Origin of the sequence: Gordonia caeni (assembly GCF_039537105.1) — a bacterium.
Taxonomy (GTDB): Bacteria; Actinomycetota; Actinomycetes; order Mycobacteriales; family Mycobacteriaceae; genus Gordonia; species Gordonia caeni.
This window is the reverse complement of sequence record NZ_BAAAZW010000007.1, coordinates 206,984-223,237: the sequence shown is the minus strand read 5'-3', so window position 1 is coordinate 223,237 and position 16,254 is coordinate 206,984. Positions and strand designations below refer to the sequence as shown.

At 68.9% G+C, this 16,254-nt stretch carries 15 protein-coding genes; 7 read left to right on the top strand and 8 right to left on the bottom strand.

Annotation, left to right across the window (positions count from 1 at the left end; genetic code table 11):
- Nucleotides 1-11 precede the first annotated feature (11 nt).
- Complete coding sequence (gene uvrB / locus ABD732_RS13390; protein WP_344784494.1) at nucleotides 12-2,165, bottom strand: excinuclease ABC subunit UvrB; 2,154 nt, start codon at nucleotides 2,163-2,165, stop codon at nucleotides 12-14.
- A gap of 86 nt (nucleotides 2,166-2,251) precedes the next feature.
- Between uvrB and ABD732_RS13385 the strand changes: the two genes are divergently transcribed.
- Complete coding sequence (locus ABD732_RS13385; RefSeq protein ID WP_344784492.1) at nucleotides 2,252-2,725, top strand: QcrA and Rieske domain-containing protein; 474 nt, start codon at nucleotides 2,252-2,254, stop codon at nucleotides 2,723-2,725.
- Between the two features lie 12 nt (nucleotides 2,726-2,737).
- Here the strand turns inward: ABD732_RS13385 and aztD are convergent, their stop codons facing one another.
- Entirely contained in the window at nucleotides 2,738-3,976 is a 1,239-nt protein-coding gene (gene aztD / locus ABD732_RS13380) for a zinc metallochaperone AztD (protein ID WP_344784490.1), read from the bottom strand.
- Nucleotides 3,977-4,067: 91 nt separating this feature from the next.
- On the opposite strand from aztD, the gene ABD732_RS13375 reads away from it, so the two are divergent.
- Together ABD732_RS13375 and ABD732_RS13370 are read left to right on the top strand one after the other, a co-directional pair.
- Nucleotides 4,068-4,508, top strand: coding sequence for a VOC family protein (locus ABD732_RS13375; protein ID WP_344784488.1), 441 nt, complete (start codon nucleotides 4,068-4,070; stop codon nucleotides 4,506-4,508).
- Nucleotides 4,501-5,028, top strand: a complete 528-nt coding sequence (locus ABD732_RS13370) for a DUF402 domain-containing protein (protein ID WP_344784486.1) — start codon at nucleotides 4,501-4,503, stop codon at nucleotides 5,026-5,028. Before ABD732_RS13375 ends, ABD732_RS13370 begins: the two co-directional genes overlap by 8 nt.
- A 22-nt stretch (nucleotides 5,029-5,050) precedes the next feature.
- Here ABD732_RS13370 and ABD732_RS13365 read toward each other — a convergent pair whose 3' ends face one another.
- Both ABD732_RS13365 and ABD732_RS13360 read right to left on the bottom strand, forming a co-directional pair.
- The gene (locus ABD732_RS13365) at nucleotides 5,051-6,403 is read right to left on the bottom strand and encodes an MFS transporter (protein WP_344784484.1); all 1,353 of its coding nucleotides are present in this window, start codon (nucleotides 6,401-6,403) and stop codon (nucleotides 5,051-5,053) included.
- A 224-nt stretch (nucleotides 6,404-6,627) separates the two neighbouring features.
- Nucleotides 6,628-7,449: a LuxR C-terminal-related transcriptional regulator gene (locus ABD732_RS13360; RefSeq protein ID WP_344784482.1), complete on the bottom strand. Its 822-nt coding sequence runs from the start codon at nucleotides 7,447-7,449 to the stop codon at nucleotides 6,628-6,630.
- A 159-nt stretch (nucleotides 7,450-7,608) separates the two neighbouring features.
- Between ABD732_RS13360 and ABD732_RS13355 the strand changes: the two genes are divergently transcribed.
- Nucleotides 7,609-9,399: a DEAD/DEAH box helicase gene (locus tag ABD732_RS13355; RefSeq protein WP_344784480.1), complete on the top strand. Its 1,791-nt coding sequence runs from the start codon at nucleotides 7,609-7,611 to the stop codon at nucleotides 9,397-9,399.
- The gene (locus tag ABD732_RS13350) at nucleotides 9,396-9,965 is read left to right on the top strand and encodes a hypothetical protein (RefSeq protein ID WP_344784478.1); all 570 of its coding nucleotides are present in this window, start codon (nucleotides 9,396-9,398) and stop codon (nucleotides 9,963-9,965) included. The genes ABD732_RS13355 and ABD732_RS13350 overlap by 4 nt, the downstream gene beginning before the upstream one ends.
- Nucleotides 9,966-9,983: 18 nt before the next feature.
- Here ABD732_RS13350 and dmpG read toward each other — a convergent pair whose 3' ends face one another.
- The 3 genes from dmpG to ABD732_RS13335 are packed head-to-tail and all read right to left on the bottom strand — an operon-like array spanning nucleotide 9,984 to nucleotide 12,830.
- Entirely contained in the window at nucleotides 9,984-11,045 is a 1,062-nt protein-coding gene (gene dmpG, locus ABD732_RS13345; RefSeq protein WP_344784476.1) for a 4-hydroxy-2-oxovalerate aldolase, read from the bottom strand.
- Nucleotides 11,042-12,004, bottom strand: a complete 963-nt coding sequence (locus tag ABD732_RS13340; protein ID WP_425553045.1) for an acetaldehyde dehydrogenase (acetylating) — start codon at nucleotides 12,002-12,004, stop codon at nucleotides 11,042-11,044. The genes dmpG and ABD732_RS13340 overlap by 4 nt, the downstream gene beginning before the upstream one ends.
- A 10-nt stretch (nucleotides 12,005-12,014) precedes the next feature.
- Nucleotides 12,015-12,830, bottom strand: coding sequence for a 2-keto-4-pentenoate hydratase (locus ABD732_RS13335; RefSeq protein WP_344784472.1), 816 nt, complete (start codon nucleotides 12,828-12,830; stop codon nucleotides 12,015-12,017).
- Between the two features lie 137 nt (nucleotides 12,831-12,967).
- Here ABD732_RS13335 and ABD732_RS13330 point away from each other — a divergent pair, with 137 nt between their 5' ends.
- Nucleotides 12,968-13,693, top strand: a complete 726-nt coding sequence (locus ABD732_RS13330) for an IclR family transcriptional regulator (protein ID WP_344784585.1) — start codon at nucleotides 12,968-12,970, stop codon at nucleotides 13,691-13,693.
- Nucleotides 13,694-13,721: 28 nt separating this feature from the next.
- Complete coding sequence (coaE, locus tag ABD732_RS13325) at nucleotides 13,722-14,657, top strand: dephospho-CoA kinase (RefSeq protein WP_344784470.1); 936 nt, start codon at nucleotides 13,722-13,724, stop codon at nucleotides 14,655-14,657.
- A gap of 108 nt (nucleotides 14,658-14,765) precedes the next feature.
- Here the strand turns inward: coaE and rpsA are convergent, their stop codons facing one another.
- Entirely contained in the window at nucleotides 14,766-16,250 is a 1,485-nt protein-coding gene (gene rpsA, locus ABD732_RS13320) for a 30S ribosomal protein S1 (protein WP_344784468.1), read from the bottom strand.
- Between the last annotated feature and the right edge of the window lie 4 nt (nucleotides 16,251-16,254).

The window sequence follows — 16,254 nt, the reverse complement described above, 5'->3', positions numbered from 1 at the left end:
TCGCTGAACGCCTACTTGATACCGGCGGCGTCCATCCCGCGCAGTTCCTTCTTCAGGTCGGCGATCTCGTCGCGCAGGCGCGCGGCCAACTCGAACTGCAGATCACGGGCCGCGTTCATCATCTGATCGGTCAGCTCCTGCACCAGATCCGCCAGTTCGGCCCGCGGCATCGACGACGTGTCCCGCTGCTCGATGACGCCCGCGCTCACCGACGTGGAAACCTCGCCCTGGGCGCGGCGGCCGCGGCTGGCGTTGCGTCCCGAGCCTCCGATCTCCACCGTGTCCTCGGCTTCGGCGTAGACCTGATCGAGGATGTCGGCGATCTTCTTCCGCAGCGGCTGCGGGTCCACCCCCTTCTCGGTGTTGTAGGCGACCTGTTTGGCGCGCCGCCGGTCGGTCTCGTCGATCGCGTTCTGCATCGAGTCGGTGATCTTGTCGGCGTACATGTGCACTTCGCCCGAGACGTTGCGGGCGGCACGCCCGATGGTCTGGATGAGCGAGGTGGTGCTGCGCAGGAAGCCCTCCTTGTCGGCGTCGAGGATCGCCACCAGCGAGACCTCGGGCAGGTCGAGGCCCTCGCGGAGCAGGTTGATGCCCACCAGGACGTCGTATTCGCCGCTGCGGAGCTGCCGCAGCAGTTCCACGCGGCGCAGGGTGTCGACCTCCGAATGCAGATAGCGCACCCGCACCCCCAGCTCCAGGAGGTAGTCGGTCAGATCCTCGGACATCTTCTTGGTCAGCGTGGTCACCAGCACGCGCTCGTCGCGGGCGGTACGTTCGCGGATCTCGTGGACCAGGTCGTCGATCTGTCCCTTGGTGGGTTTGACGACGATCTTCGGGTCCAGCAGGCCGGTCGGACGGATCACCTGCTCCACGAACTCGCCGCCGGACTGTCCCAGCTCGTACGGGCCTGGGGTGGCCGACAGGTACACCGTCTGACCGGTCCGGCCGACGAACTCGTCCCAGGTCAGCGGACGGTTGTCGACGGCCGACGGCAACCGGAAACCGAACTCGACCAGGTTGCGTTTGCGCGACATGTCGCCCTCGTACATGGCGCCGATCTGCGGCACTGTCACGTGCGACTCGTCGATCACCAGCAGGAAGTCCTCCGGGAAATAGTCGATCAGCGTCGCCGGCGCGCTGCCCGACCCGCGGCCGTCGATGTGTCGCGAGTAGTTCTCGATCCCCGAGCAGAAGCCGACCTGGCGCATCATCTCGATGTCGTAGTTGGTGCGCATGCGCAGGCGCTGCGCCTCCAGGTGTTTGCCCTGCCTCTCGAACTCGGCGAGCCGCTCCTCCAGTTCGCGCTCGATCCCGTCGATCGCCTTGGCCATGCGCTCGGGACCGGCCACGTAGTGGGTGGCCGGGAAGATCCGTAGGCTGTCGACCTGGCGGATCACGTCGCCGGTGAGCGGGTGCAGGTAGTAGAGCGCCTCCACCTCGTCACCGAAGAACTCGATGCGGATGGCCAGTTCCTCGTAGGACGGGATGATCTCGACGGTGTCGCCACGCACCCGGAATCCGCCTCGGGTGAAAGCCACGTCGTTGCGGTTGTACTGGATGTCCACCAGCAGCCGCAGCAGCGCGTCGCGGTCGATGTTCTCACCCACCGAGAGCTCCACCGAACGGTCCAGGTACGACTGCGGGGTGCCCAGACCGTAGATGCACGACACCGAGGCCACCACCACCACGTCCCGACGCGACAGCAGGCTCGACGTGGCCGAGTGCCGCAGCCGCTCGACGTCGTCGTTGATCGAGCTGTCCTTCTCGATGTAGGTGTCGGTCTGCGCGATGTACGCCTCGGGCTGGTAGTAGTCGTAGTACGAGACGAAGTACTCGACCGCGTTGTTCGGCAGCATCTCCCGCAGCTCGTTGGCCAGCTGCGCGGCCAGCGTCTTGTTCGGCGCCATCACCAGGGTGGGGCGCTGCATCTTCTCGATCAGCCACGCCGTGGTGGCCGACTTGCCGGTACCGGTGGCACCCAGCAGCACCACGTCCCGCTCCCCCTCGGTGAGCCGCTGCTCCAGATCGGCGATGGCGGTGGGCTGATCCCCGGCCGGCTCGAGATCGCTGATCACCTCGAAAGACGCGGCCGACCGCTCGACCTCACCGATCGGCCGGTATTCGGAGTGGGCGACCACCGGCTGTTCTGCTGCGAATGCCATGGCATCCAGAGTAATCACAGGTACCGACAGACTCGGCCCCGCACAATGGGAGGTGGCCCGTCCCTCCGACCGGAAGGATCACGATCATGGACCAGCCCTCCACCGTGACCCCGCCCGCCCCCGAGATCCCGCCGTCGTCAAGCCCCGGCCGGCGCACAGTGCTCGCCGGCGCCGGCCTCGCGGCCGCCGCGCTGGCGGCCACCGCGTGCAGCAGCACCTCGCCGACGCCTGCGCCGGCCGAGACCACCGTCGACGACGGCGCCGCCGGCGACTCGCCCGACGGCGCCGAAGTGCTGACCACCACGAGCGAAGTGCCCGTCGACGGCGGCGTGGTGGTCGGCGATGTGGTGGTGACCCAGCCCGAAGCCGGCACCTACCTGGCTTTCTCCACCACCTGCCCGCACCAGGGGTGCGCGGTCGCCGTGCAGACCGACACGCTGGACTGCCCCTGCCACGGAAGCGAGTTCAGCCTGGACGGCGCCGTCCGGCAGGGCCCCGCGACCACCGGCCTGACGCCGGTGGCCGTCGAGGTCCGCGGCTCGGACATCGTCCGGGCCTGACCACCCGCCGACTCAGCCGTCGACGCCGGTCATCTCCAGGTTGGGATGGCCGGTCGGCGCCTCGGCGAGCACCTTGCCGTCGTGCAGGCTCACCGCCAGCACGCGCGAGGTGGCCGGATCGGTCACGTAGGCGGTCGAGCCGATCACGTGCAGGTCGGGCATGGCGTCCTGCCACTCGTCCGGTTCGGTCCAGGCGCCGATCACCGGGTAGTGCGCCTTACGCTCCCCGGTCTCCGGGTCGAACACGTGCAGCGCTCCATCGGCCCCGAGAATGATGGCCTCGCCCGCGGGGCCGCGGCCCAGTGAGCGGAAGCTGTAGGTGGTGTCGATGTCGACCACCTTGATGGTGCCGCTGCGGGTGTCGGTCAGCGAGAAGCGCCGGGGCCGCTCGAGGTCGGCGCCCTTGTCGGTCTTGTAATCGCCCAGCACCACCGGCGACTGGTCGCTGCCGGCCTGATTGCCGATCCGGGCGTACGGCTCGGCCGCGGCGACCTTGGTGATCTCGTCGCCGCGCACCGCGAGTACGCCGTCCTCACAGCCGAAGGTCACCGCACCGCCCTGGGCCGCGGCCTCCCCGTGCAGGCCGGGGCACTCGTCGTTGGAGGCCACCGTCTTCCCCTGCGCATCCCGGATGACGACGCCGCTGCGGGTCTCGGTGTCGCCCTGCGAGACGATCACCGAGCCGTCCGACCGCGGCACGGCGACCCCGTGGTGGGCCGGCACCGTGAACTCCTCGAGCAGCGGGTCCCCGGTTCCCAGCTTCGCCGGGTCGAGGATCTCCACCTGGCCGGTGCCGTCGCTGAACAGTGCGGTGCGATCGTCGTGGACCACCACGTGGCCGGGCTTGTTCCCACCGAAGCGCTGGTCGGTCAGTTCCGGCTCGGCGGTGTAGTGGTGCGAATGATCGCCGTGCGGCTCGCTCCAGGTGCCGGTGTCGAGCAGCTGGAAGCCGTCGGAGGTGGAGACGAAGACATAACGACCGTCCCCGGCGGAATTGACGCGGGTGAAGCCGTCGACGGGCAGGTCGGCGACCTTCTCCAAGTTCAGGGCGTCGAGGACGGTCACTCCGCCGTCGTAGGTGAGGACCAGGCGCGGCTGCGCACTCCGCTGTTCGGTCGGCTGCGACGGGGATTCGCTTGCGGCGGCGTCGTTCTCACCGTCGCCGGAGGGGTCGCCGTCGCCGGAGGAACAGCCGGCCAGTCCCAGCACGGCCGCAGACGACAGGATCAGAAGTTTCGGGGTTTTTCGCATGCGGCACAGTGAACACTCTAATGAAAATTATTGTCAACAGTGCATGAGTCACTCCGCTGACGCCGCGACGGTGCGCGGTTACAGTCGACCCATGGCCGGCAACACCGTTCCGCACGTCACCGCGATCACCCTCGGCGTCCGGAACGTCGAGGTCGCCGCCCGCTTCTACAACATCGGACTGGGCTTCACTCCGATCAGCCGAGTGGGCGACGAGATCGCCTTTGTACAGGCAGGCCCCGGCCTGATGCTCGCGCTGTGGAATGTGGCGTCGATGCCCGGCGAGTACGGCGACGTCGGCCACGGCCCGCTGGCACCGCCGATGTCCCTGGGGCACAACGTTTCCGAGGCCGGGCAGGTAGAAGAGCTCTACGACCGGGCCCTGGCGTCCGGGGCGACGTCGATCAGCGCACCGGTCGCGCGGGACTGGGGCGGCGTGAGCGCATGTGTGGCCGACCCGGACGGGTTCCGGTGGGATTTCGTCTTCAACCCCGCCTTCGACGTGGCCGCCGACGGGACGGTCACCGGTGTCTGACCTGCTGCACCCGCCCAAACGCGAGGTCTTCGACGTCCGCGCCATGACCAACACCGACAACAAGGGCTTCGTCCGGACCGTCGCCGAGTACCGCCCGACGCCGTACGGGCTCTACATGTCGCGTCCGGCCGTCGACCATCCCCGGTTCGACTGGTTGGAGACCTGGTTGCTGCCGTCACTCGGACTGCGCGCCAACATCTTTCACTTCACCGAAGGCTACCGCTCGGGGCAGCGCCTGTACCTCGACGTGGGCCGCTTCTCCGGACCGGACCACGACGGCTGCTGGCACGCCGTCGACTGGTACCTGGACCTGGTCGACGTCCCCGGGCGGCCACTCGACCTGATCGACGTCGACGAACTCTTCGAGGCGCATGCAGCGGGCCTGGTGACCACCGCCGAAGCGACCGAAGCCACCGAGATCGCCGTCCGCGCACTGACCGGAGCGGCCGCCGCCGGCGACGTCCAGACGTGGCTGGACTCGCAGGTCGGCGACCGCCTGACGTGGAGCGACCGCTCCTGAGCGGTCACTCCACGGTTTTACGTCAGGGCATTTCCTCGGCGATCAGCGCGTCGACCGGGGCCTCGTCCTTCATCACCTTGTCTTTGGTCTCCACGATCAGGTAGGTGCACAGCACGCTGACCGAGGACAGGACGGCGAGCATGACGCCCACCCAGATCGACCCCGGTCCGGCGATCAGCGGCGCGGCGATCAGCGGCGGGATCGCACCACCGAGGATGCCGCCGAGGTTGTAGCCCATTCCGGCGCCGGTGTAGCGGTACCGCGACTGGAACAGCTCGGGCAGCAGCGCACCGGCCGGGCCGTAGGCGATACCGAAGATCAGCAGCGTCCCGATCAGGCCGACCAGGAAGGCCAGTTCACCGCCGGTCTCCAGGATCGGGAACAGCACGAGGACCCACGGCACGGCGGCGATCACCGACACCATGATCACCCGCCGACGCCCGATCCGGTCGGAATAGACGGCCGAGACCGCCGTGGAAAGACCGAAGAAGATCGCCGCGATCATTCCCGAGGTGAGCACGAAGTTCCGCGACAGCCCCATGTGATCGGCGTTGGTGGCGTAGCTGGTCAGGAACGCCGTGCCCATGTAGAAGAGGGAGAACAGGCTGGCCAGCGCACCGCCGGCGATCAGGATCTCCTTCCACTGGTACTTCACGGCGTCGAGGAAGGGCAGCTTGGCGGTACTGGCGACCGGTGCAGCGGCCCGCTTCGCCTGCGCCTCACGGAAGACCGGGGTCTCGGCGACCGCCAGGCGGACCCAGAGACCGACGAGCACCAGGACCATCGACAGGATGAACGGGATCCGCCATCCGTAGTTGATGAAGGCATCGCTGGCCGTGCCGACGGTGACGCTGGCTATCAGGAAGGTGAGGCTCGACAGGAAGAAGGCGAAGGCCGGTCCCAACTGCGGGAACATGGCGTACATACCGCGTTTGCCCGGCGGCGCGTACTCCGCGGTGAGCAGAGTGGCGCCGGCCCATTCACCGCCCACGGCGAACCCCTGCAAGAAGCGCAGGATCACCAGGAGGATCGGGGCCCAGATGCCGATACCCCCGTCGAACATCCCGAAGGCTCCCGATTCGTATCCGGGCAGCAATCCGATGAGCACGGTGGCGACGCCCATGATGAGCAGGGTCCACACCAGGGTGCGCTTGCGGCCGATGACGTCACCGAAGTGCCCGAAGAGGATCGCACCGACGGGCCGGGCGAAGAATGCCACGGCGAAGGTGGCGAAGGAGGCGATGGTCCCGGTGACCTCGTCCACGTCGGGGAAGAACACGGTCGGGAAGACCAGTGCTGCGGCCGTTCCGTAGATGAAGAAGTCGTAGAACTCGATGGTGGTGCCGATCGAGCTGGCCGCCGCGACCCTTCGCATGCTGGTTTGCTTGGCGGCGGGTTCGTCGGGTGGGCTGGTGGGCGGGATTGCGGGCGGGGCCGTTGTCACGTTCGGGTCCTCGTCTCGGACTTGATGGATGTGCGTGCCGCCGAGGATGACGAGTGTCTGGTGACACATCGATGATCCTTCGTAAGCTAGCTCACAGTAAGTGCGAGTCGGACAAAGGTGACACCCCCCGAAGGGGGGTGCACCGGACAAACGCCTCAGCCGGGCAAGACTCCCGCACGGCGCGCCAACACCACAGCCTCCAGCCGGGTGCCGGCCCCGAGTTTGCGCATCGCCGCCTTCATGTAGCCCTTGGCGGTCTCCACCGTGACCCCGAGCTCACCGGCGATCCGGGCGTTCGGATATCCGAGCGCCGCCAGCGACAGCACGTCCTGCTCGCGGCCGGTGAAGCTGATCAGCGGTTCGCGCCCGCGACCGGGCTGCTCGAGCAGCCCCTCGGTGATGCGGGCTATCTCGTCGGAGAGCTGATCGTCGTCGACGGTGCGGGCCAGCAGCCGGAGCCTGGTGTAGGCCAGCGCCATCGCATCGCGCATCCCGTCGACGTCTGGGGAGACGCAGGCCTCGGATTCCAGAACCGCGCGGGAGGCCGCGATCTCCTGCTCCAGCACCCGCGCCTCCGTCGTCAACGTGTCGAGTGCGCGCCCGCCGAGGGGGTTGTCCGAGTGCAGGGCGCCGTAGAGAACCGCCACCACCCGACGCTCGACGATCACCGGTGCCGCAGCGACGGCCCGCAACCCCTCGGTCGCGATGGCCTCGTTGTATCGGTGCGTGATCTGTGGAGTCTCCAGGTAGTCGTTGACCACCATCGGGCGGGTGACGGTCAGGACCTTGCCGCCCAGGCCGTGGCCGGTATCGACCGACAGCCCGCTCAGCGCCCCTTTGGTGGTGCCGACGAAATGCTTCAGCAGCAGGCGCGCCTGTCCCGTGACGACCCCGCCGAAGGCGAGCGAGACGCCGCTGGACCGCCTGATCCGTCGCAGCGCATCGGTCACCGGCACCTCGAGTGGAGTCTCGCTCATGTGCCACCTCCCTGTCCGCCACTGGCTCGCCCGAATTGTGACCTATCGTACCGAACACTCCGCAATGTCATCCCCGGCACAGCACGTCCGTGGCGCGAATAGGGGTTCACCGTGTCCGACCACCTCGACACACCTCTTCGTACGGCGTACGATAATACCGTGGTCGCCGAGTCTCAGCCCCCTGGAACGCAGGTCACCTATCTGCCCGACCGGCACGCCTTCGCGGTGTGGAATCCCGACCGGCCGGCGACGGCCGGGGAGCCGTCCGTGCGTGTCCCGCACCTCGTCGGGTATGGACGAGATGCGCATCTCGAGCCCGGCCGGTTCGCCTGCCGGGTGGTCGCGGCCGACCGGCTGCCCGACGGCCCGACACCGTCGATCCGGGCGTGGCGTGCACTACGCGACGCCTCCGGCTCCGACGGCTCCGACGTCGAGGACTTCCCCGCCACCGCCCACGCCCTGTGCAACAACATCGGGGATGCCGTGGTCTCGGCCCAATACGCACGACAGACCTTCACCGCCACCCGGGCGGCCGGTGAGAGGCTGCGCGGTCTGGTGACCGCGGACCTGCGCGACTACCAACTGCGGGGCGTCACTTGGCTCGACGAGGTCACCGCGGACGGCGGCGGGATCCTGGCAGACGAGATGGGCCTGGGCAAGACCCTGCAGACCATCGCCCACCTGGCACACAGCGGCCACGGCCCCGCCCTCGTCGTGTGCCCCACCGGATTGCTGAGCAACTGGCTCCGGGAACTGCACCGCTGGGCCCCGGCCGCGCTGACCGGCATCGACTATCGCGGCGGGTCGATGCCGGAGGTCGGGGACACGACGGTGGTCGTCACCGGCTATCCGACGTTGCGCCGGCACGGCGCGGCTCTCGCGGCGCAGCCGTGGGCGACCGTCGTCTTCGACGAGGCGCAAGCGCTGAAGAACTCCCGGACCCAGGTGGCGCGCGCCGCCCGGACCCTCGACGCCCGGGCCCGGATCGCCCTCACCGGCACCCCGGTCGAGAACGATCTCGACGAACTGTGGGCGCTGCTGAACCTGGTGGCACCGACGTCGTTCGGCAACCGTGCACTGTTCCGGCGCCGCTACACCCTCCCGATCGCCGGGGGCTCGGCCGCTGCCAAACTCCGCATGCGCGACGCCGTCTCCGGGCATCTGCTGCGCCGCACCAAGGCCGAGGTCGCCGCGAGCTTGGGGCCCAAGATCGGCGTAGACGTCGAATGCGACCTCACCGACGAACAGGCTCGCCTCTACGACGCCGTCCTCGACGCGGCCGAGACCGGCGGATTCGGCACCGGGATCGCGCGCCGGGGCGCCATCCTCGCCGCCCTCACCCGACTGAAGCAGGTCTGTAATCATCCGGACCTGGCAGGTGCCGCCGTCGGGCGCGCGCCGTTCGAGGGCCGCTCGGGCAAACTCGACGTCTGCACCGACATCGTCGCGGCGAACCTGGCCAACGGCTCCCCCACCGTCGTCTTCACCCAGTACCGGCAGACAGGCGAACTGCTGGCCGCGCACTTCGCCGAGGTCCTCGGCGCGCCCATTCCGTTTCTGCACGGTGGGCTCTCCCGATCCGAGCGAGACCGGATCGTCGACGACTATCAATCCGGCCGCGGCCACGGAGTGCTGGTGGCGAGCCTGAAGGCGGCGGGCACCGGCCTGAACCTGACCCGCGCCGCCGATGTGGTGCACTTCGATCGCTGGTGGAATCCCGCGGTCGAGGCGCAGGCCACCGACCGCGTCCACCGCATCGGGCAGGACCGCATCGTCACCGTCACCACCCTGACCACCGCAGGCACCCTGGAGGAGCACATCGCCGCCATGCATCACCGCAAGTCCGCGCTCGACCTGGACTCCGACGCCGGCGCCCTCGCCGTGCTGACCGGGCTCTCCGACGAGCGCCTCATCGAGGTGCTGCGCCGCCGGCGAGAGGAGTCGGCGTGACCACCGCGGAATTCGGCTACACCCGCTGGGGCCGCGACTTCCTCCGGCTGGCCGAACCCACCCGTATCTCCCGGCCCGAGCCGCTGCTCCCGCGGGCCCGGAGTCTGGCGCGCCATGCGGTCACCGACGTGCAGGTCGAAGACCGGCTGCTCCGCGGGACGCTGGTGCGCGGCGGCGAGGCGTCGGTGGCCTACCTCGAGTTCGCTCCGCTGCCCCGGGAGATCGCGTGTGGCGTCGCCGAGCGTACCGGGGTCCACCCCGCTCCGGCCGCGCTGACCGACGCCGTACACGACACGCTCGCCGCGCATCCCCCCGAGCTCGCCGTCGCCGACTGCTCGTGCCGCGCCCGGACCGAGCGGTGCGTGCACGTCCTGGCGTTGCTGTACGAGACCGCGCGCCGGGTCGACGAGGACCCACGCCTCGCGCTGAGTCTGCGCGGATTCGCCGCGGCCGTCGACCAGGACGCGCCCTCCACCGAGGTGCCCCGGTGGATCCCCCTGACGGCACTGGATCCGGCGGCCTTCCGTGCGTTTCCGGGCGCTCCGCCGCAGAGCACCGGCGGATGAACGTAGACCCGCGCTCGGTCAGCTGGCGGCGGCCTCCTGCGCCTCTTCCCGCTCGGCGACCAGGGTGAGGGCGATGTCGACGATCATGTCCTCCTGACCACCGACCAGGCGGCGTTCACCGCAGACGGTGAGGATGTCGCGGACGTCGAGGTCGTAGCGGGCGGCCGCGGCCTCGGCGTGACGAAGGAAGGACGAGTACACGCCGGCGTAACCGAGGGTCAGTGTCTCCCGGTCCACGCGGACCGGGCGGTCCTGCAGCGGGCGCACGATGTCGTCGGCGGCGTCTTCGAGGGCGTTCAGGTCGCAGCGATGATTGAACCCGAGCAGGTTCGCCACCGCGATGAACGGCTCGATCGGGCAGTTGCCCGCCCCGGCGCCGTGGCCGGCGAGCGAGGCGTCGACGCGGTAGACGCCGTTCTCCACGGCCACCACCGAATTGGCCACCGACAGCGACAGGTTCTCGTGCGCGTGGATACCGATCTCGGTCCCCTCGTCGAGGACGTCCCGGTAGGCACGGACGCGTTCGGCGACGTCGTTCATGGTGAGCCGGCCGCCCGAGTCGGTGATGTAGACGCAGTTCGCCCCGTAGGACTCCATCATCTTGGCCTGCTGTGCGAGCGACGCCGGGTCGCTCATGTGCGAGAGCATCAGGAAGCCGGAGACGTCCATGCCGATCTCGCGGGCCGCCCCGATGTGCTGCGCCGCCACATCGGCTTCGGTGCAGTGGGTGGCGATGCGCACCGAGCGCACGCCCAGGTCGTAGGCGCGCTTGAGTTCGGTGACGGTGCCGACGCCGGGCAGCATCAGGGTGGTCAGCCTGGCGTTGTGCATCACGTCGGCCGCCGCCTCGATCCACTCCCAGTCGGTGTGCGACCCGGGACCGTAGTTGACGGTGCCACCGGAGATGCCGTCGCCGTGCGCCACCTCGATGGCATCGACGCCTGCCGCATCCAGGGCGGAGACGATGCGCTGGACGTCGTCGGTGGAGATCTGGTGCCGGATGGCGTGCATGCCGTCTCGCAGGGTCACGTCCTGCACGAAGATGTCGATGCCGCCGTCGCTGGTCTGTCGCGAGGTCATGCGATTTCCTCCTGGTCGGCGGCGCGTGCCGCGATACGCTCGGCGACCTGCAGGCCGGCCGAGGTCATGATGTCGAGATTGCCCGCGTAGGCGGGAAGGTAATGGGCGGCGCCCTCCACTTCGAGGAAGACCGAGACCTGGTGGGTGGGCCGCCCCTCCTCACCGTCGGCGAGCAGGGTCTCCACGGGGCTCGAGTCCGGGATCTCGGTGATCTGCACCTTCTGCTTCAGCCGGTAGCCGGGCACGTAGGCCGAGACGTCGTCGACCATCTTCTCCACCGACAGCCGGATCTGTTCCTGCGTGTCCTCGTCGGGGGCTTCGACCAGCGTGTACACGGTGTCGCGCATCATCAGCGGCGGCTCGGCCGGGTTGAGGATGATCACCGCCTTGCCGCGCCGCGCGCCACCGACCTGCTCGATGGCGCCGGAGGTGGTCTCGGTGAACTCGTCGATGTTGGCACGGGTGCCCGGGCCCGCCGACTTGGAGGCGATGGAGGCGACGATCTCGGCGTAGGCCACCGGGACCACGCGGGAGACAGCGGCGACCACCGGGATGGTGGCCTGACCGCCGCAGGTCACCATGTTCACGTTGGGCGCATCGAGGTGGTCCTCGAGGTTCACCGACGGCACCACGTACGGGCCCACCGCGGCGGGTGTCAGGTCGATGAGCCGCTTGCCCAGCGGTTCCAGTATCGAGGCGTTGTGCTCGTGCGCCTTGGCCGAGGTCGCATCGAAGACGATGTCGATCTCGTCGAAGTTCGGCAGCTTCAGCAGGCCGTCGACCCCCTCGTGGGTGGTCGGGACGCCCAGCCGCGCAGCGCGCGCCAGGCCGTCGGAATCGGGATCGATGCCGACCATGGCACCCATCTCCAGGTACTTGGCGTTGCGCATCACCTTGATCATCAGGTCGGTGCCGATGTTGCCCGATCCGATGATGGCGACCTTGGACTTCTTACTCACGGGAGCCTTCTCACTCATTGGGGTTTCCTTCACTGAATCGGGCGCGGACGGTGCCGAGTCCGCTGATCTCGACGGTCACGTCGTCGCCGGAGGCGAGCGGACGCATCGGTCCGAGGGCCCCGGACAGGATCACCTGCCCGGCGCGCAGCGGCTCGCCGAAGTCGCGGGCGGCGCGGGCGAGCCAGGCGACGGCGTTGAGCGGGTCGCCCAGGCACGCCGCGCCGTCACCGGTGGACACCTCTTCGCCGTTGATCAGCATCCGCATGCCGACCTCGACCGGCGTGAACTCGTCGAGGGTCTTGCGGTCGTCGCCGAGGACGTAGACGCCGGACGAGGCGTTGTCGGCGACGGTGTCGGCGAAGGCGATGTCCCAGCCGGCGATCCGGCTGTCGCAGACCTCCAGCGCGGCGACGCCGTAGTCGATGGCCTCGCGGATCTGTTCGATGTCCAGGGGGCCGTCGGCGAGGTCTGCCTTGAGCACGAAGGCCACCTCGGCCTCGGCCTTGGGCTGCAGCAGCCGGTCGGTGGGGACCTGGTCGCCGTCGCTGTAGGCCATGTCGTCGAACAGCACCCCGAAGTCGGGCTGGTCGACACCCATCTGCTCCTGAACGGCTTTACTGGTCAGGCCGATCTTGCGGCCGACGATCCGGGCGCCGGCGGCCGTCCGGCCGGCGGTGAGCCGCTCCTGGACGCGGTACGCGGCGGCGAGGTCGGTGGGCCCGATCAGGTCGCGGACGGGGGTACAGGCGGCACGACTGTGCAAGGCATCGAGCAGCCGCTGGGCCGCGCGGGTCTCCGCGGCATCGCGGTCGAGTGACGTGGTCATGACTCGATCGTCGTCGGCGGCCGGGCGATCGGGAAGCACTTCGTCTCACTCAGCGATACGCCGCGGCCTAGACTGGCGTCGTGAGCGAATCCGGACACGGCGCACCGCCGGCTCAAGACACCGTTCTGGGCAAGGTGATGACGATCCTGCACGCCTTCGGCGTGGACGATCACGAGCTGTCCCTGGCCGAGCTCGTCCGCCGCACCGGGCTGCACAAGGCGACGACGCACCGTCTCTGCGGCGAGATGGTCGCCGCCCATCTTCTCGACCGCACCGCCGGCGGCTACCGGCTCTCCGGCGGATTGTTCGAACTCGGAATGCGCGCCTCGGTGGAACGGAGCCTGCTGGAGATCGCGATGCCCTTCCTGCAGGACCTGTACGAGCGGACCCGGGAGACCGTCCACCTCGGCGTGCTCGACGGCAACGAGGTGCTGTACGTGGCGAAGATCGGCGGCCATCGCCAGGCGAATGCGCCGTCACGCACCGGGGGGCGAATGCCGCTGTACTGCACGGGAATCGGCAAATCACTCCTGGCGCATGCGGATCCGACACTGCAGCAACGGATCCTGTCCGGCCCCCTGCCGCGGCGGACTCCGCGCACCGTGGTGGCGCCGGGCTTGCTGGCCCGGCAACTCGAGGCCATCCGCGAGACGGGAGTGGCCTTCGAGATCGAGGAGTCCGCGCCCGGGATCGCCTGCGTGGCCGCGCCCGTGCTCGACGTGGGCAGCAACGCCCCCATCGCCGCGATCAGCTCCACCGGGCCGGTGCACCGTTTCCGCCCCGAACAGCACGCCGATGCAGTGCGCGCCGCGGCCGGCGGCATCGCCGCGACCCTGCATCGCCGTCGGGCACAGCGCACCTGAGCAGGATCGGCCTGTCACACTGGATGCCGTGATCAGAGTGGGACTGACCGGCGGTATCGGAGCCGGCAAATCGACCGTGGCCAAGACGTTCATCGCGCAGGGGGCCCATCACGTGGACGCGGACGCGATCGCGCGCGAAGTGGTGGAGCCCGGCTCCCCCGGTCTGGCGGCGCTGGTCGACGCTTTCGGCCCGGAGATTCTGGACGCCGACGGCGCCCTCGACCGTCCCGCTCTGGCCGCCCGCGCTTTCGCCGACGAAGAGAGCACCGCCCGACTCAACGCGATCACCCATCCGCTGATCGGCCGGCGAACTCAGGAGCTCATCGCCGCCGTGCCCGCCGATGCCGTGCTCCTGCACGATGTTCCGCTACTCGTGGAGGGCAACATGGCGCCGTTCTACGACGCCGTGATCGTGGTGCACACCGACGCCGACATCCGTCTGGACCGGCTGGTGAATCTGCGCGGGATGGATCGAGAAGATGCCCGGCGGCGCATCGACGCCCAGGCCACCGATGAGCAGCGCCGCGCAGTCGCCGACATCTGGCTGGACAACTCAGGAGCCCCGGAGGAACTGGCCGAGCAGGCCCTGCGCGTATGGAACGAGCGGCTGATCCCCTTGCGGGACAACCACACCGCACGAACACCCGCCCCGCTGCCCACCGAGCCGGTGGAGGCCGATCCCGCCTGGAGCGTGCTCGGCCCCCGTCTGGTCAACCGGCTCTGGGCGCTGCTGGGCGACAAGGCCGTCCGCATCGCGCACGTCGGTCCCACCGCCGACCCGGGTGGCCCCGCAGTGCCGGTGATCGACCTGGAGGTGACCGTCGCCGACGACGCCGCGGCGCAGGCGGCGGCGCAGCTCCTGCACGAGGCGGGGTTTCCCAGCCTTTCCGGCGAGACCGGCCGCGTGCACGGCGCCGCCGATCCGGGCCGTCCGGCCCGCGTGTACTTGCGCGTCGACGAGTAGCTCGGCCGGGCCGGCACGGTCCTGGTCGATCAGTGACCCACATCGAAAGAACTCCCCCGCACCGGAATCGGCGTGGGGGAGTTCTTCTGATCGTGCGTGACCGCTAGGTCAGGAGTTGCCTCCGGTCAGCTTCTCGCGCAGGGCGGCGAGCTGCTCGTCGCTGGCCAGCGAACCGCCGGCCGGAGCCGAGCTGCCCGACGAGCCCGCGGACGCCGACGACGGCGCAGACGCCGAATCGGTCGACGAGGAGTACTCGCCGCCGTTCTCGGCCTCGGCGGCCGCCGCAGCGAACTTCTCGATCTGAGCGGTGTGCATCTTGTGGCGACGCTCCGCCTCGGCGTAACGGCCTTCCCACTCCTCGCGCTGGGCGTCGTAGCCCTCGAGCCATTCGTTGGTCTCGGCGTCGAAGCCCTCGGGGAAGATGTAGTTCCCCTGGTCGTCGTAGCTGTCGGCCATGCCGTACTTCGAGGGGTCGAACTCCTCGGTGTAATCCTCGTTGGCCTGCTTCAGCGACAGCGAGATACGGCGGCGGTCCAGGTCGATGTCGATGACCTTGACCATCGCATCGTCGCCCACGGACACGACCTGGTCGGGCACCTCGACGTGGCGCTCGGCCAGCTCCGAGATGTGCACCAGGCCCTCGATGCCCTCTTCGACGCGGACGAAGGCACCGAACGGCACCAGCTTGGTGACCTTGCCCGGCACGATCTGCCCGATCGCGTGGGTACGGGCGAACTGACGCCACGGGTCTTCCTGCGTCGCCTTGAGCGACAGCGAGACGCGCTCGCGGTCCATGTCGACGTCGAGGACCTCCACGGTGACCTCGTCGCCCACGGCCACGACCTCGGACGGGTGGTCGATGTGCTTCCAGGACAGCTCGGAGACGTGCACCAGGCCGTCGACGCCGCCGAGATCGACGAAGGCGCCGAAGTTGACGATCGAGGACACGACGCCCTTGCGGACCTGGCCCTTGGCGAGCTTGTTGAGGAACTCGCTGCGGACCTCGGACTGGGTCTGCTCCAGCCATGCGCGGCGCGACAGGACCACGTTGTTGCGGTTCTTGTCGAGCTCGATGATCTTGGCCTCGACCTCCTTGCCGATGTACGGCTGCAGGTCGCGGACGCGACGCATCTCCACCAGCGACGCCGGGAGGAAGCCACGCAGGCCGATGTCGAGGATCAGGCCGCCCTTGACGACCTCGATGACGGTGCCCTTGACGGCCTCGTCCTTCTCCTTGAGCTCCTCGATCGTGCCCCAGGCGCGCTCGTACTGAGCGCGCTTCTTCGACAGGATCAGACGGCCTTCCTTGTCCTCCTTGGTGAGAACGAGGGCTTCGACCTCGTCACCGACGGTGACGACTTCACTGGGGTCGACGTCGTGCTTGATCGACAGCTCACGCGAAGGGATGACACCTTCGGTCTTGTAGCCGATGTCAAGCAGAACCTCGTCGCGATCGACCTTGACGATGGTGCCTTCGACGATGTCGCCATCGTTGAAGTACTTGATCGTGGAGTCGATGGCAGCGAGGAAGTCCTCAGCCGAGCCGATGTCATTGACGGCTACTTGCGGCGAGGTGATCGTGGGGGACGACATATGT

What these genes read in the sequence shown, in the direction of transcription:
- ABD732_RS13365 (WP_344784484.1), bottom strand. Translation starts at nt 6,403, where the DNA reads ATGCGAAGGGTCGCGGCGGCCAGCTCGATCGGCACCACCATCGAGTTC.
- dmpG (WP_344784476.1), bottom strand. Translation starts at nt 11,045, where the DNA reads ATGACCTCGCGACAGACCAGCGACGGCGGCATCGACATCTTCGTGCAG.
- ABD732_RS13335 (WP_344784472.1), bottom strand. Translation starts at nt 12,830, where the DNA reads ATGACCACGTCACTCGACCGCGATGCCGCGGAGACCCGCGCGGCCCAG.
- ABD732_RS13330 (WP_344784585.1), top strand. Translation starts at nt 12,968, where the DNA reads ATGACGATCCTGCACGCCTTCGGCGTGGACGATCACGAGCTGTCCCTG.
- rpsA (WP_344784468.1), bottom strand. Translation starts at nt 16,250, where the DNA reads ATGTCGTCCCCCACGATCACCTCGCCGCAAGTAGCCGTCAATGACATC.
- ABD732_RS13360 (WP_344784482.1), bottom strand. Translation starts at nt 7,449, where the DNA reads ATGAGCGAGACTCCACTCGAGGTGCCGGTGACCGATGCGCTGCGACGG.
- uvrB (WP_344784494.1), bottom strand. Translation starts at nt 2,165, where the DNA reads ATGGCATTCGCAGCAGAACAGCCGGTGGTCGCCCACTCCGAATACCGG.
- ABD732_RS13385 (WP_344784492.1), top strand. Translation starts at nt 2,252, where the DNA reads ATGGACCAGCCCTCCACCGTGACCCCGCCCGCCCCCGAGATCCCGCCG.
- aztD (WP_344784490.1), bottom strand. Translation starts at nt 3,976, where the DNA reads ATGCGAAAAACCCCGAAACTTCTGATCCTGTCGTCTGCGGCCGTGCTG.
- ABD732_RS13375 (WP_344784488.1), top strand. Translation starts at nt 4,068, where the DNA reads ATGGCCGGCAACACCGTTCCGCACGTCACCGCGATCACCCTCGGCGTC.